The organism is Streptomyces chromofuscus (assembly GCF_015160875.1).
In the GTDB taxonomy this organism is placed as follows: Bacteria; Actinomycetota; Actinomycetes; order Streptomycetales; family Streptomycetaceae; genus Streptomyces; species Streptomyces chromofuscus.
In genome coordinates, this window is the sequence record NZ_CP063374.1 from 4700804 (window position 1) to 4714525 (window position 13722).

At 71.2% G+C, this 13722-nt stretch carries 14 protein-coding genes and 1 tRNA gene; 13 read left to right on the forward strand and 2 right to left on the reverse strand.

Annotation, left to right across the window (positions count from 1 at the left end; translation table 11 throughout):
• The first annotated feature begins 2 nt into the window (after nucleotides 1-2).
• From IPT68_RS21240 to IPT68_RS21285, 10 genes are all read left to right on the forward strand, one after another.
• On the forward strand, nucleotides 3-746 hold the full coding sequence (locus tag IPT68_RS21240) for a NuoI/complex I 23 kDa subunit family protein (protein WP_189700606.1): 744 nt from the start codon (nucleotides 3-5) through the stop codon (nucleotides 744-746).
• Complete coding sequence (locus IPT68_RS21245; RefSeq protein ID WP_189700605.1) at nucleotides 743-1381, forward strand: NADH-quinone oxidoreductase subunit J family protein; 639 nt, start codon at nucleotides 743-745, stop codon at nucleotides 1379-1381. Before IPT68_RS21240 ends, IPT68_RS21245 begins: the two co-directional genes overlap by 4 nt.
• A complete protein-coding gene (gene nuoK / locus IPT68_RS21250; protein WP_189700604.1) occupies nucleotides 1381-1773 on the forward strand; it encodes an NADH-quinone oxidoreductase subunit NuoK in 393 nt (130 codons plus the stop codon). The genes IPT68_RS21245 and nuoK overlap by 1 nt, the downstream gene beginning before the upstream one ends.
• Nucleotides 1770-3764, forward strand: a complete 1995-nt coding sequence (locus IPT68_RS21255) for an NADH-quinone oxidoreductase subunit 5 family protein (protein ID WP_189700603.1) — start codon at nucleotides 1770-1772, stop codon at nucleotides 3762-3764. Before nuoK ends, IPT68_RS21255 begins: the two co-directional genes overlap by 4 nt.
• 6 nt (nucleotides 3765-3770) lie before the next feature.
• The gene (locus IPT68_RS21260; protein ID WP_189700602.1) at nucleotides 3771-5345 is read left to right on the forward strand and encodes a complex I subunit 4 family protein; all 1575 of its coding nucleotides are present in this window, start codon (nucleotides 3771-3773) and stop codon (nucleotides 5343-5345) included.
• The gene (locus tag IPT68_RS21265; protein WP_189700601.1) at nucleotides 5342-6865 is read left to right on the forward strand and encodes an NADH-quinone oxidoreductase subunit N; all 1524 of its coding nucleotides are present in this window, start codon (nucleotides 5342-5344) and stop codon (nucleotides 6863-6865) included. Before IPT68_RS21260 ends, IPT68_RS21265 begins: the two co-directional genes overlap by 4 nt.
• Nucleotides 6866-7036: 171 nt before the next feature.
• Nucleotides 7037-7900: a zinc metalloprotease HtpX gene (gene htpX, locus IPT68_RS21270; RefSeq protein ID WP_189700600.1), complete on the forward strand. Its 864-nt coding sequence runs from the start codon at nucleotides 7037-7039 to the stop codon at nucleotides 7898-7900.
• Nucleotides 7897-8292: a YccF domain-containing protein gene (locus IPT68_RS21275; RefSeq protein ID WP_189700599.1), complete on the forward strand. Its 396-nt coding sequence runs from the start codon at nucleotides 7897-7899 to the stop codon at nucleotides 8290-8292. The genes htpX and IPT68_RS21275 overlap by 4 nt, the downstream gene beginning before the upstream one ends.
• Before the next feature lie 109 nt (nucleotides 8293-8401).
• Complete coding sequence (locus IPT68_RS21280; protein WP_189700598.1) at nucleotides 8402-9004, forward strand: SMI1/KNR4 family protein; 603 nt, start codon at nucleotides 8402-8404, stop codon at nucleotides 9002-9004.
• Nucleotides 9005-9335: 331 nt separating this feature from the next.
• The gene (locus tag IPT68_RS21285) at nucleotides 9336-9602 is read left to right on the forward strand and encodes a GlsB/YeaQ/YmgE family stress response membrane protein (RefSeq protein WP_189700597.1); all 267 of its coding nucleotides are present in this window, start codon (nucleotides 9336-9338) and stop codon (nucleotides 9600-9602) included.
• 199 nt (nucleotides 9603-9801) lie between these two features.
• On the opposite strand, the gene IPT68_RS21290 is transcribed toward IPT68_RS21285, so the two are convergent.
• Nucleotides 9802-10290, reverse strand: a complete 489-nt coding sequence (locus IPT68_RS21290) for a YajQ family cyclic di-GMP-binding protein (protein ID WP_189700596.1) — start codon at nucleotides 10288-10290, stop codon at nucleotides 9802-9804.
• 223 nt (nucleotides 10291-10513) lie between these two features.
• Between IPT68_RS21290 and IPT68_RS21295 the strand changes: the two genes are divergently transcribed.
• The 3 genes from IPT68_RS21295 (at nucleotide 10514) to IPT68_RS21305 (ending at nucleotide 12708) form a co-directional block, all read left to right on the forward strand.
• A tRNA-Tyr gene (locus IPT68_RS21295) sits at nucleotides 10514-10595 on the forward strand.
• A 611-nt stretch (nucleotides 10596-11206) separates the two neighbouring features.
• The gene (locus tag IPT68_RS21300; protein ID WP_189700595.1) at nucleotides 11207-12283 is read left to right on the forward strand and encodes a hypothetical protein; all 1077 of its coding nucleotides are present in this window, start codon (nucleotides 11207-11209) and stop codon (nucleotides 12281-12283) included.
• A gap of 203 nt (nucleotides 12284-12486) precedes the next feature.
• Nucleotides 12487-12708, forward strand: a complete 222-nt coding sequence (locus IPT68_RS21305; protein ID WP_189700594.1) for a hypothetical protein — start codon at nucleotides 12487-12489, stop codon at nucleotides 12706-12708.
• A gap of 76 nt (nucleotides 12709-12784) precedes the next feature.
• On the opposite strand, the gene IPT68_RS21310 is transcribed toward IPT68_RS21305, so the two are convergent.
• Nucleotides 12785-13441 carry an NAD(P)H-binding protein gene (locus IPT68_RS21310; protein WP_189700593.1) on the reverse strand — a complete coding sequence of 219 codons (657 nt, stop codon included), beginning with the start codon at nucleotides 13439-13441 and terminating at the stop codon, nucleotides 12785-12787.
• Between the last annotated feature and the right edge of the window lie 281 nt (nucleotides 13442-13722).

Below are 13722 nucleotides of genomic sequence, written 5' to 3' on the forward strand. Positions count from 1 at the left end.
CCATGGCCGAGTCTCTTCCGCCCACCCGGCCCCGCTTCCCCGGCAGCGGTCTCGCCAAGGGCCTGGCCGTCACCCTGCGCACGATGACGAAGAAGACCGTCACCGAGCAGTACCCGGACGCCCAGCCCGACCTCCCGCCCCGTACCCGCGGTGTGATCGGCCTGTTCGAGGAGAACTGCACGGTCTGCATGCTCTGCGCCCGGGAATGCCCGGACTGGTGCATCTACATCGACTCCCACAAGGAGACGGTCCCGCCCGCCGCCCCGGGCGGCCGCGAGCGCAGCCGCAACGTCCTCGACCGGTTCGCCATCGACTTCTCCCTGTGCATGTACTGCGGCATCTGCATCGAGGTCTGCCCTTTCGACGCCCTGTTCTGGTCCCCCGAGTTCGAGTACGCCGAGACCGACATCCGCGACCTCACCCACGAGCGCGACAAGCTGCGCGAGTGGATGTGGACGGTGCCCGCCCCGCCGGCCCTCGACCCCGGCGCGGAGGAACCGAAGGAGATCGCCGCCGCCCGCAAGACCGCCGAGAAGCTGGCCGCCCAGCAGGAGGCGGCGACCGCCGAGACCGCCCAGCCGGACGCGACAGCCGCGCGGCCGGCCGGGCAGGACGCGACAGCCGCGCGGCCAGCCCCGACCGAGCCGCACGCCGCCGAGCAGGCACGCGCCGCCGAGCGGCCCACCCGGCCGATGGGTGAGTCCCAGCAGCAGACGGACCTGCCCCGGCAGGAGGGCCAGGAATGACACTTGCAGCCGCCACCACCCTCGGGACGGGCGCCGCGAGCATCGCCGCCGACAGCCCCGGCTTCCTCTCCCCGACCGGCGTGGAGATCGCCTTCCTCCTGGTCGGCGTGGTCACCTTCGGCGCCGCGATCGTCACCGTCACCACCCGGCAGCTGGTGCACGCCGCCCTGTGGCTGGTGGTGACCCTCGGCGGTCTCGCCGTCGAGTACCTCCTGCTCACCGCCGAGTTCATCGCCTGGGTACAGGTGCTGATCTACGTCGGCTCCGTCGTCGTCCTCCTCCTGTTCGGCCTGATGCTCACCAAGGCGCCCATCGGCCGCTCCCCGGACGCCGACTCCGGCAACCGCTGGGCCGCCCTCACCGTGGCCGTCACCACGGCCGCCGCCCTGGTCTGGGTCGTCGTCGACGCCTTCCGCACGACCTGGATCGACCTGGACGGCGCTCCCGCCGGCTCCACCGAAGTCACCGGCAGCGCCCTCTTCCGGAACTGGGTCCTCCCCTTCGAGGCCCTCTCCGTCCTCCTGCTCGCCGCCCTGGTCGGTGCGATCGTCCTGTCCCGCAAGGCGAAGGCCGACGCGGCGACCGACACCGCGCGCGTCCCCGGCCCGTCGACCGGCAAGGACGGTGCCCGCTGATGCACCTCGCCTACCCAGCCGTTCTCTCCGCCCTCCTGTTCTGCACCGGCCTGTACGGCGTCCTGGCCCGCCGCAACGCGATCCTGGTGCTGATGTCGGTCGAGCTGATGCTCAACGCCGTCAACCTCAACCTGGTCGCCTTCGACGTGTGGCTCAGCAGGGCCGCCGAGGAGACCCTGCACTCCGGCCAGGCCCTGACCCTGTTCACCATCACCATCGCGGCCGCCGAGATCGGCATCGGCCTCGCGATCGTCCTCGCCGTCCACCGCAACCGCGGCACCTCCGACATCGACAAGCTCCGCGACACCGCCGAGGGCCACGAGACCGACGGACCCGACGGCGAGGCCCACACGGCCGAGCCGGACGCCGAGAAGGCCGAGGCCACCGCGTGACCACCACGACCCTCGCTTACCTCGTTCCCCTCCTTCCCTTCCTGGGCGCGGCCACGGGGCTGCTCGTCGGCCGTACGGGCCCCGGCTTCGTCCGGCCGATCGCCGTCCTGCCGACGCTCGCCTCGCTCGTCCTCGCCGTGCTGGTGGCCGTACGTCAGGGCGGTGACGAGTCCATCGACTCCGCCACGGAGCTCACGCCCACCGGCTCGGTCCCGATCGAGCTCGCCCTGTACATCGACGGCTTCGCCGCCCTCGTCGCCGTCCTGGTGGCGTTCGTCGCGCTCTGCGTGCAGATCTACTCGACCGGCTATCTGCAGGACGACCCGCGCTACCCCTCGTACGCGGCGCTCGTCTCCCTGTTCACCTCCGCGATGCTCCTCGTCGTCTACTCGGGCGACCTGATCGTGCTGCTGGTCGGCTGGGAAGTGATGGGCATCTGCTCCTACTTCCTGGTCGGGCACTACTGGGAGACCCCGGAGGCCCGCGCCGCCTCCCTGAAGGCCTTCCTGGTCACCAAGCTCGGTGACGTCCCCTTCCTGATCGGCCTGTTCGCCCTCGCCGTCGATGCCGGGTCGTTCCGCATCACGCGGGTACTCGGCGCGGTCGCGAGCGGCGGACTCGACCACCCCACTCTGATCGCCCTGCTGCTCCTGGCCGGTGTCGCGGGCAAGTCGGCGCAGTTCCCGTTGCACACCTGGCTCCCCGATGCGATGGCGGGTCCCACGCCCGTCTCCGCGCTGATCCACGCGGCGACGATGGTCGCCGCCGGCGTCTACTTCGTCGCCCGGCTTCTCCCCGTCTTCCAGGCCTCGGCGGCCGCGATGGTCGTCCTCGCCGTGATGGCAGCGGTCACCATGGCCGGTTCGGGACTCGCCGCGCTCGCCCAGGACGACATCAAGCGCGTCCTCGCGTACTCGACGATCGGCCAGCTCGGCTACATGACCGGCGCGCTCGCCGTCGGCGACCGCGGTGCCGCCGTCTTCCACCTCCTGTCCCACGGCGCCTTCAAAGCGCTGCTGTTCCTCGCGGCGGGCGTGATCATCCACGCCGCCGGCACCAACTCGCTGGCCGCCATGTCCCGCATGGGCGGCCTGCGCGACCGCGTCCCCGACGCCTACTGGACGATGACCGTGGCGCTCCTCGCCCTCGCCGCGATCCCGCCCTTCAGCGGCTTCTTCTCCAAGGAGTCCGTCCTCGGCGCCGCCGAGCACGTCACCACCGGCCACACGGAGCACGTCCCCAGCGTCGCCGGCTGGATCGTCCTGGTCGCCGGCCTGCTGACGGCCCTGCTCACCGCCGCGTACGCGATGCGTCTGTGGCTGCTCGCCTTCCGGGGCCACGGCGCCGAGGCCCCGGACCACGGCAGGCAGCCCCTGGCGATGACCGTGGTCCTGTGGGTGCTCGCCGCGCCCTCACTGGCCCTGGGCGGGCTGGCCTACCAGTCGCTGCCCGGCTGGTTCGACGGCGGCGAGCTGACCCCGACCCTCACCACGTCCGTGCTGGGCACGGGCCTGGCCCTGGTCGGCGGCCTCGTCACCTACGCCGCCTGGCGGCACACCAGCGCGCGCACGGCCCGCGTCCCGCTGGGCGCGGTGGCCGCCCATCCGGAAGCGGACGCCGCGCAGGTCGAGGCCGAGGCCATCGCCAGCCACGAACCCGCCTTCGGCGACGTGGCTTACGCACGCGACCCGGCGGATCCCGCACGGCTGCTGCTCGGCCCGCTGCACCGGCACGCCGCCGGCGGCTTCCACCTGGACGCCGTGTACTCGGCGCTGTTCGTCCGCCCGGTCCTGGGCGGCGCCAGTCTGGTGCGGTTCCTGGACCGCGAGGTCGTCGACACCTACGTCAGCGGGGCGGGCGTGCTGCCCCGCTGGCTGGGAGCCGCCGTACGGCGTGCCCAGACCGGCAACGTGCAGACCTATGTGAGCGCGCTGCTCGCCGGCACCGTCGTCCTGGTGGTCGCCGTCCTCCTCGTCGCCACGGGAGCGTGAGCAGGCGTGATCGATATCAACGAGTCCGTGATGCAGTTCCTTCTCGCGTTCGTCGTCGTCGGCCCGCTCCTCGGAGCCGTCGCCGCTCTCCTGCCCGCCCCGCCCGGACTGCAGGGGAAGTCGCCCGAGCAGGCGGTGCTGCGGCACGGTGTCACCGTCACCGGCGCGGTCCTCGTCGCGGCGATCGTCCTCGCGCTCGGCTTCGACCACGACCAGCCGTCGAAGATGCAGGCCGGCACGGACATCAGCTGGATTCCCGCACTCGACGTGCGGATCCACCTCGGCGTCGACGGCATTTCCCTCCCCCTTGTCGTCCTGACCGCGCTGCTGACCTTCCTCTGCGCGCTCTACTCGTACTTCAAGATGCCTGCGGGCCCGACCCCGAAGGCGTTCGTCGCACTGCTGCTCGTGCTGGAGTCCGGCACCCTCGCCACTTTCGCCGTCCTCGACCTGCTGCTGTTCTTCCTCGCCTTCGAGATGGTCCTGATCCCGATGTACTTCCTCATCGCCCGCTGGGGCGGCGAGGGGCGGACGCAGGCCGCCTGGAAGTTCATCCTCTACACGCTGCTCGGTTCCGTGGTCATGCTGCTCGGCCTGCTCCTGATCGGAATCACGGCGGGCACATTCGACATGGTGGCACTCGCCACTGACAACGGCCGGTCGCTGACCACATCCGTGCAGGTCGTTGCGGTTTTGGCGGTCGGGATCGGGCTCGCGGTCAAGACTCCGATGTGGCCGCTGCACAGCTGGCTGCCGGACGCCCACACCGCCGCCCCGACCGTCGGCTCGGTCCTGCTGGCCGGCGTACTGCTGAAGATGGGCACGTACGGTTTCGTCCGGATTCTGCTGCCGGTCGCGCCGGACGGACTCCGCACCTTCGCCCCGTATCTCGCGGCCTTCGCCGTCGTCGGGATCATCTACGGATCGCTGGCCTGCCTCGCCCTCGCCAAGCAGGGCGCCAAGGGCGATCTCAAGCGCCTCATCGCCTACTCCTCCGTGGGCCACATGGGCTTCGTCCTGCTCGGCATCGCCACCATGACCCCGACCGGCGTGAACGGCGCCCTGTTCGCCAACATCGCCCACGGCCTCATCACCGGCCTGCTGTTCTTCCTGGTCGGCGCCCTGAAGGACCGCACCGGCACCACCGACCTCGACGCCCTGGCGGACAAGACCGGCGCCGCGCTGTACGGGAAGGCCCCCCGCTTCGGCGGCCTGCTCGCCTTCGGCGCCGTCGCCTCCCTCGGTCTGCCGGGCCTCGCCGGGTTCTGGGGCGAGATGCTGGCGATGTTCGGCGCGTTCCAGCCCGCCGCGGGCCTCAGCCGCCCGGCCTTCCTCACCTTCACGGCGATCGCCGCGTTCGGCACCCTGCTGACCGCCGCGTACCTGCTCGTCGTGGTCCGCCGGGTCTGCATGGGCGTCGTACCGCAGGACGCACCCGGGCTCGCCGACGTACACACCTACGAGTACGCCGCGTGGGCCCCGCTGGTCGTCCTCACCGTCGTCGCCGGACTCTGGCCCAAGGCACTGCTCGGCCTGACCGACCCGGCCGTGCAGCAGCTCCTCGCAGGAGGCACCCGATGAGCTCCCTGGCCCAGCCGTCGGCCGAGTCCGTGGTCCAGTCCGTCGACTGGCTCGCCATCGCGCCGCCCACCGTCGCGGCCGTGGTCGCCCTCGCGGTCCTGGTCGCCGACCTGTTCGTCGGGGACGCCAAGAAGGCGCTCCTCGGATGGGTCTCCGTGGCAGGACTGGCCGTGTCCACGGTGCTGCTGCTGCCCCTCCTGGGCGGCGACCGGTCCACGTTCTGCCTCGCCGGCGACGCCGACGTGTGCAGCTACACGGCGGACCCGTTCACGCTGGTCATCCAGTTCCTGGTTCTCGGCGGCGCGCTGCTGGCGGCCCTGCTGTCCGTCACGGCCCTCAAGGACGCGCGCGGGGGGCTCCCCGAGGGCGAGTTCTGGTTCCTGCTGCTCTCCTCCGCGGCCGGCGCCGCCCTGCTGCCGGCCTCCCGGGACCTCGCGACGCTGATCGTCGCCCTGGAGGTCGCCTCCCTGCCCGCGTTCGCTCTCGTCGGCATACGGCACAGCGACAAGAGGTCCTCCGAGGCGGCCCTGAAGTTCTTCCTGTCGTCGGTCACCGCGACCGCCGTCAGCCTCATGGGCATCAGCTTCGTGTACGCCGCCACCGGCAGCCTCTATCTCACCCAGATCGCCGAGCGCATCCGTGACGCCGACGGACAGCTGTACACCCTCGCCCAGACCGGCGTCGTGCTCACCCTCATCGGCTTCGCCTTCAAGACGGCCGCCGTGCCCTTCCACTTCTGGGTGCCCGACACCTACGTGGGCGCCCCGCTGCCGGTCGCGGCCTACCTCTCGGTGGTGGGCAAGGCGGTCGGCTTCACCGGGCTGATCCTCGTCACGGTCATCGCCTTCCCGTCGTACGCCGACGTCTGGGGCCCCGCACTCGCCGTGCTGGCCGCCCTCACCATGACCGTCGGCAACGTCGGAGCCCTCCGACAGCAGGGCACGCGCGCGTACAGCGCGGTACGCCTGCTCGCCTGGTCGTCCGTCGGCCAGGCCGGCTACCTACTGGTGCCGATCGCCGCCGCCGCGTACTCCGGCGACGCCGAGCACTCGATCGGCTCCACGGTCGCCTACGCGCTCATGTACGCCGCCGTGAACCTGGGCGCCTTCGCGGTGGCCGCGCTGGTCGGCCGTACAAGGGCGCTGAACCGCGTCAGCGACTACCGGGGCCTGTACGCCGCCAACCCGGTGACCGCGCTGCTGATGGCCTTCTTCCTGCTCTGTCTGGCCGGACTGCCACCGGGCATCATCGGCCTGTTCGCCAAGGTCACCGTCTTCTCCGCGGCCGTCGGCGCGGGCCTCGGCTGGCTGGCCGTGGTGATGGCCGTCAACGTGGTGATCGCGCTGTTCTACTACCTCCAATGGACGGCCCTGCTGTTCCGCGCGCCCGAGGGGGAGCCCGCCAAGCACCTCGTCCCGGCGCCGCTGACTGCCGCGCTCGCGCTGACCGCCGTCCTCGGCATCGTCCTGTCCGGAGCACCCCAACTGGTGCTGCGCTTCGCCGACACCGGACTCTTCTAGGCCCCTCACCCGGACGGCCCACGTGCGGCGCCCCACGCACAAGGGAACTAGTGCCCCTCGCCTCGCGTTGTCCCAAGCGGGAGGGTCCACTGGACGTGTCATCACGGCACCAGCGGGACCGTAGATCAACTAGCAAAGGGTTCCCCTGCTGCACCACTTGGAGGGCGTACCGTGCACCGCCGGCACAACGGGCTCAGGACCGCAGTACTCCTCGGGGGACTGTCCGCACTCATCATCCTCATCGGCAGCTTCTTCGGGCGGGCCGGCCTGGTCGTCGCCGTCCTGATCGCGCTGGGTACGAACGCGTACGCCTATTGGAACAGCGACAAGCTGGCCCTGCGCGCGATGAGGGCCCGTCCGGTGAGCGAGTTCGAGGCTCCCGCGCTGTACCGCATGGTCCGCGACCTCTCCACGCAGGCCCGCCAGCCCATGCCCCGCCTGTACATCTCCCCGACGGAGGCGCCGAACGCCTTCGCGACCGGCCGCAACCCGCGCAACGCCGCCGTGTGCTGCACCGAGGGCATCCTGCGCATCCTGGACGAGCGGGAGCTGCGCGGTGTCATCGGCCACGAGCTCAGCCACGTCTACAACCGCGACATCCTCATCTCCTCGGTCGCCGGCGCCCTCGCCTCCGTGATCATGTTCCTGGTCAACTTCGCCTGGCTGATCCCGATCGGCCGCTCCGACGACGACGACGGCCCCGGCCTCCTCGGCATGCTCCTGATCCTGATCCTGGGCCCGCTCGCCGCCTCCCTCATCCAGCTGGCCATCAGCCGCTCCCGCGAGTACGAGGCCGACGCCTCCGGCGCCCAGCTCACCGGCGACCCGCTCGCCCTCGCGGGCGCGTTGCGCAAGCTGGAGGCCGGCACCAAGCAACTCCCGCTGCCCCCCGAGCCCCGGATCGAGACCGCGAGCCACATGATGATCGCGAACCCGTTCCGCCCCGGCCAGGGACTGTCCAAGATGTTCTCCACGCACCCGCCCATGGCCGAGCGCATCGCTCGCCTCGAACAGATGGCAGGTCGGCGCCCGTGAAAACCATCCTGAACGTCATATGGCTCGTGCTCAGCGGCTTCTGGCTGTTCCTCGGCTACCTGCTGGCAGGCGTGCTGCTGTGCATCACCATCATCGGCATCCCGTTCGGTATCGCCGCGTTCCGCATCGGCGTCTACGCCCTGTGGCCCTTCGGGAAGACGACGGTCGAGCGCCGCGACGCGGGAGCCCCGTCCTGCATCGGCAACGTGCTGTGGCTGATCCTGGCGGGCTGGTGGCTGGCCCTCGCCCACATCGTCACCGGCATCGCGCTGTGCGTCTCGATCATCGGCATCCCGCTCGGCATCGCCAACTTCAAGCTCATCCCGGTCTCGCTGCTGCCCTTCGGGCGCGAGATCGTCTCGACGGACAGGCCGTTCGCGGCGGGCTGGTGACGGCAGGCCCGAGCGCCGGACTCGGGCCGGCGGCTCCCCCGGTTTCCCACAGACGCAGGGTGGTCCACAGGTCGGGACCATTGTCAGTGCTGCCTTGCATCATGAACCCATGACCGAGATCGAGCAGTTGCTGGCACAGGTGGCGGACAAGGCCCGTACCACCCGCCCGTGGGGCTGGACTTCGCTTTTCGAGCCCGTGGACGCCGCCGCGGTGACCCGCGCCGAGGCCGCGCTCGGCTTCCGTCTGCCGCCGCCGCTCGCCGAGCTCTATCTCCGGATAGGGGACGGCGGATTCGGTCCGGAGTACGGTCTGCTGCCCCTGCTCGACAGCCCGCCCGCCGACGAGCCCGCCGCCGTCGTGCAGTACCTCGCCAACCGCGAGAGCGCCCGCAAGGACCCCGCGTGGCCCTGGCCCGAGGGCGTGCTGCCGATATCCCACTGGGGCTGTGCGATGTACGCCTGTGTGGACTGCCTGGACCCGCAGGCACCCGTCCTGCTCTTCGAACCGAACGCCGACGACACCGACCACGCCTGGTACGTGGACGCCCCCAGCCTCACGGCCTGGCTGCGCGCCTGGGTGGACGGCACGGGCTGGTACGAGGAGACGAACGAAGGGGCGGACCCGGAGCCGTGGCCGGACTTCCGCAGACGCACGACGCCGGGGTCGACCCCGACTCCGGCGCCGACCCGGACCCCGACCTCGGCGCCGTAACCGAACCGGCCCTGCCTCGGCCCGACCACCGGCCGTGTGGCCTGTGACGCCCTCACGGGGGCGGCGCAACCGCCCGTGCCGCCGTGCCGTCCTCAGCAGTGACAAGAGCACGGAACCGCGCCGGGTCCGGCACATGGTCCGAGGCAGGGCGTGGCGGCAACGCGACACCACAGGACGGACCACACACAGGCACGAAGCACCACGCAACGGGAACAACGCAACAGGCACCACGCACGAGCACGGGCTGCGGTCTGCCTCCGTCCGGGCGAACATCGCCCTGATCAGAGGTCCGGGACAGTGCGGACACAGCGCGGAAGGGCAGGTTCACGGCATGAGCATCATCGCTTGGATCATCCTCGGACTGTTGGCCGGAGCCATCGCCAAGATCCTGCTGCCGGGCCGCGACCCGGGCGGGCTCATCGGCACGACACTGATCGGCATCGCGGGCGCGTTCATCGGCGGCTGGATGTCGGCCCGCTGGCTGGACCACCCGATCACCAAGGACTTCTACGACGGTGCCACGTGGGCTGCGGCGATCGGCGGCTCGCTGGTCCTGCTGATCGTGTACCGCATCCTGTTCGGCCACTCACGGGACTGAGCGCAGGACGCTGCCCGCGGGGTACAGCCGGCGGGGGACCCCATGGGGCAACGTGGCACGGCTCCCAGGGGGCACGGGGCCACGGGGGCCGGGGCACCGCTCGCCCGGAGGAAGGGCGAGGCACGGCTTGCGGGGCGAGAAGGCGGGCACCGACTGATCGGTGCCCGCCCCTGCTCGGTCGCGCGCTGCGGCGCGGAGACTACCGGTAGTTCACGAACTGCAGCGCGAAGTCGAAGTCCCTGCCCTTCAGAAGGGCGATCACGGCCTGCAGGTCGTCCCGGCTCTTGGAGGTGACGCGCAGCTCGTCACCCTGGACCTGGGCCTTCACGCCCTTCGGGCCCTCGTCGCGGATGATCTTCGCCACCTTCTTGGCGTTCTCCTGGGAGATGCCCTCCTCGATCGACGCGAAGATCTTGTACTCCTTGCCCGAGAGCTGGGGCTCGCCCGCGTCGAGGGCCTTCAGCGAGATGCCACGCTTGATCAGCTTGGACTGGAAGACGTCGAGGACGGCCTTCACGCGGTCCTCGGAGTTCGCCTCCATCAGGATCTTGTCACCGGACCACGAGATCGAGGCACCCACGCCCTTGAAGTCGTAGCGCTGCGAGATCTCCTTGGCGGCCTGGTTGAGGGCGTTGTCGACCTCCTGCCGCTCGACCTTCGAGACGATGTCGAAACTGGAGTCGGCCATGTGCTGTGGCTCCTTGTATCGGGGTGCGAATCGGGTGCGTAGCGGCGTACGCGGGGCGGCGGCCGGCCCCTGTTAGGACCGGGGCCGCATCCGGACAAGCCTAGCCACCTCATGTCCCCCGAGCGCAGATCAATCGGGTGGCGAAGCACCCCTCCGTATCGGGTATTGTTTACGTCGTTGCCAGCGAGCACCGCCGAAAGGCAGTTCGAACGGCAGCAAACCCGGCGGTGTGCCCGAGCGGCCAAAGGGAGCAGACTGTAAATCTGCCGGCTCAGCCTTCCCAGGTTCGAATCCTGGCGCCGCCACACTGGGGAAGACCCCCTCTGATCAGGTTCTGCACCTGGTGAGAGGGGGTTTTTCGTTGGCTGCTGATCAGTGCCTGTCACCCAGGCGTTCCCTCGGGGTGAGCGTGGTCGGCCTGGACCTCATGGGCGGTGCGCTCGGCGTCGTGCTGCGTCCGGGAGGCCGCTACGGTGTGCGGGCATGGGTGGGGATTCGGCGGTCCGTACGCGGCCGTGCAGGTGGTGTCATACGCCGGTGGAGCAGCCGCGCAGTTGGTGGCGCAGACGGCGCTTCTGCAGCAAACGACACCGCCGCTGGTTTCGCTTCTGGGAGGCTGTCGCGCGGATCTTCGACAACCTGTAGCACGAGCCATCACACCGACGCGTCCAGGTGAGCCCTTCCCGTCCAGGGCGGTCCCGAGATGGTCGCCGCGGCGGGGATCGTTCGGGCGGCGGCGACGGAGGGCGGCGCCGGCTGGTCGTGGGCCCCGCGGCGGGCGGGGCGGCCAGTGCCCAGCTGTCCGTCCCGTTTATGTTACATACGAGGCATGTCGTATTCGTGGGTTCTTGTGCCCTGTCGGTGGGACGCGGAATTCCCGGCGGGACGCCGCTCCGGCCCCGGGGCGGGCTGAGCCGTGCCGGGCCTGCCTCCCGAGGGCGCCGACACGGACGCGGACGCCGAGGCGCTGCAGGAATCCGCCCTCACGCGGTCCGTGCTGCGGGCGGCGGCCGCGAATCCGCAGTATCTGCCGGAACTCCTGGCCTCCTACGCCGTCCGGCACATGGGCCCGGCTGCCGCACGTTCGGTGGCCCGGACGCGGGCGGCCCAGCCTGACGCCACCATGGCCGAACTGCGGGCCGCGGTGCTCGACCGTGGCAAGCGCCGGGTCGTCTCGCAGGGGGCCTTCGTCGGCGGCCCCATGATGATCATGGCGCCGTTCGCGTTCTGCGCGGCGCTGCTCAGTCAGGCGCGTACCTGCCTCGAACTGGCCGCCCTCGAAGGACAGGACCCCTCCAGCCCCGTCCGCAGTGCCGAGCTGCTGGTGCTCCAAGGGGTCTACCCGGACGTCGACCGGGCACGGGCCGCGCTCTCGGCGGCCTCACTCGCGGAACAGGAGAAGGCGAAGGAGAGGCAGGCGGGCAAGGCGGCCGCACGGAAGGGGGTGACCGGGCGGGGAGCGGCACGGCGGGACCGGGTCGGGGCGGCGAGGTCCGTGCGGGACCGAAGACGCGTGACCGTCCTGTGGGAGCTGACCATGCGCATGGCGCGCGTCCTGGGGCTGATCGCGCCGCAAGACGAGGTGACCACGAGAGGCCCGGCGCGATGGCCGGCCGCGGTGGCGCACTACACCGTGCTCGGTGTCGTGTTCCTGATCGCCATGGTCGCCCCTCTCGTCTGGGTTCCGTACCTGGGCCGGTCGTACAGTCGGTCCACCGATCGTTTCCTGGACCGGGCAACGGCCTTCTACTCGGGCGGTCCGGTGGCCCGGCCACCGCGGACCACGAGAGTCGGCCCCGGGATGCCGGCGGCCACCGTCAGGGCTCTGCTGTCGCTGCTCATCCCCGTGGGCGTCATCGTCGCGGTCGTCCTCGCCGATCTGCGGCTCGCGGACAGCCTCTGGCCCGTGTTGGCCGCCACCCTGATCACGGCTTCCTTCGGGATGGCGGTGGCATGGCAGTGGCGGCGCCGCCACAAGCGCCGGACCGGCTGACGGCGGCTCAGGCGAGCACTTCGGCCCCCGTCGGCCCGGCTGCCGCGCGTGGGGGAACCGGCCCGGAGACAGTCGTGCGTCGGCGGGTGCTCCTGGGGGCGCCGTCCCCGGCCGCAACGGGTTCCGGTGGCTGAACCCGGTTTCGGCGAGCGGACCGCCGGACTCGCTGGGGCACGAAGAGGTGTTCGGGGCACACTGGCCCCATGAGCTCCCGCTCCTCCCGCCGCAGAACCTGCCCCGAGTGCCGTCGTGAGATCGCCGTCGTCGCGGGTCGGTTCGCCCGGCACGACCCGCCCGGCGCGCGCGAGAACGGTCGGCTCGTCTCCTGCCCCGGATCGCGCCGTCAGGCGCAACTGGGCGCGGTGCAACCGTCGTTGGACGGGCATGTCGTGCCCGAGTTCCCCGGGCAGCTGCCGCTGTTCTAGGGGCAGTTGTAGCAGAGGCGGCAACCGTCCGGGTCCGACGGCCGTACCCGCGCGTGAACGGCTGCCGCGGCCGAACTCAGTTTCCGGCCACCGACTTCACGGCCACCGAGACCGGAGTCGACCCGCCGATCAGCTCCAGGGTGAGGCCGGCCGTGGCCGGGGTCTCGAGCAGTTCGGCCAGGACGGCGGCCACGTCGTCGCGAGGAATGGCGCCGCGTCCTGTGTGCGCCTCCAGGCGTACGAGACCGGTGCCGGCGTCGTTCGTCAGCGCGCCGGGGCGCAGGATCGTCCACTCCAGTGCCTCCTGGCGGCTGACGTGTGCGTCGGCCTCGCCCTTGGCGCGCAGGTAGACGTCGAAGACGTCGTCGCCCGGGTGGTTCGGGTCGGCGCCCATCGAGGAGACGATCAGGAAGCGGCGTACGCCCGCCCGGGCCGCGGCGTCCGCGAACAGCACCGCCGCGGCCTTGTCCACCGTCTCCTTGCGCGCCGCCCCGCTGCCCGGGCCGGCACCGGCCGCGAACACCGCCGCGTCGGCGCCCTGCAGATACGCCGCGACCTGCTCGAGCGAGGCCGATTCCAGGTCGAGCAGGATCGGCTCGGCGCCGACCTGCCGCAGATCGTCGCCCTGCTCGGGACTGCGGATGATGCCCGCCACCTCGTAACCGCGCGCGGAGAGCACGCGCTCCAGCCGCAGCGCGATCTGTCCATGGCCTCCAGCGATGACAAAGCGCATGCTTCCGACCGTACGCCCGAACGGCCGCATCCGCCCCATGGGATGGGTGGCGTCCCAGGGGCGTCCGCCCGGTGTGTCCGCTGGGGTGCCGTGCGGCTTCGCCGGGAGCGGGCGGGGCGCATGGGGGTGCTCAAAAGCGCGCGAAGGGGGTGCCATGGGAGCGCTATGGGGCCCGTCGGCGGCCGGTGAGGTCAGGTGAGGCGGCCGGGGCGTGAAGGAGTGTGCGGGCACCCTGCGGGCGCCGCCAACCCTCCGCGTGAACGGCCGGTGTTCCGCGCACG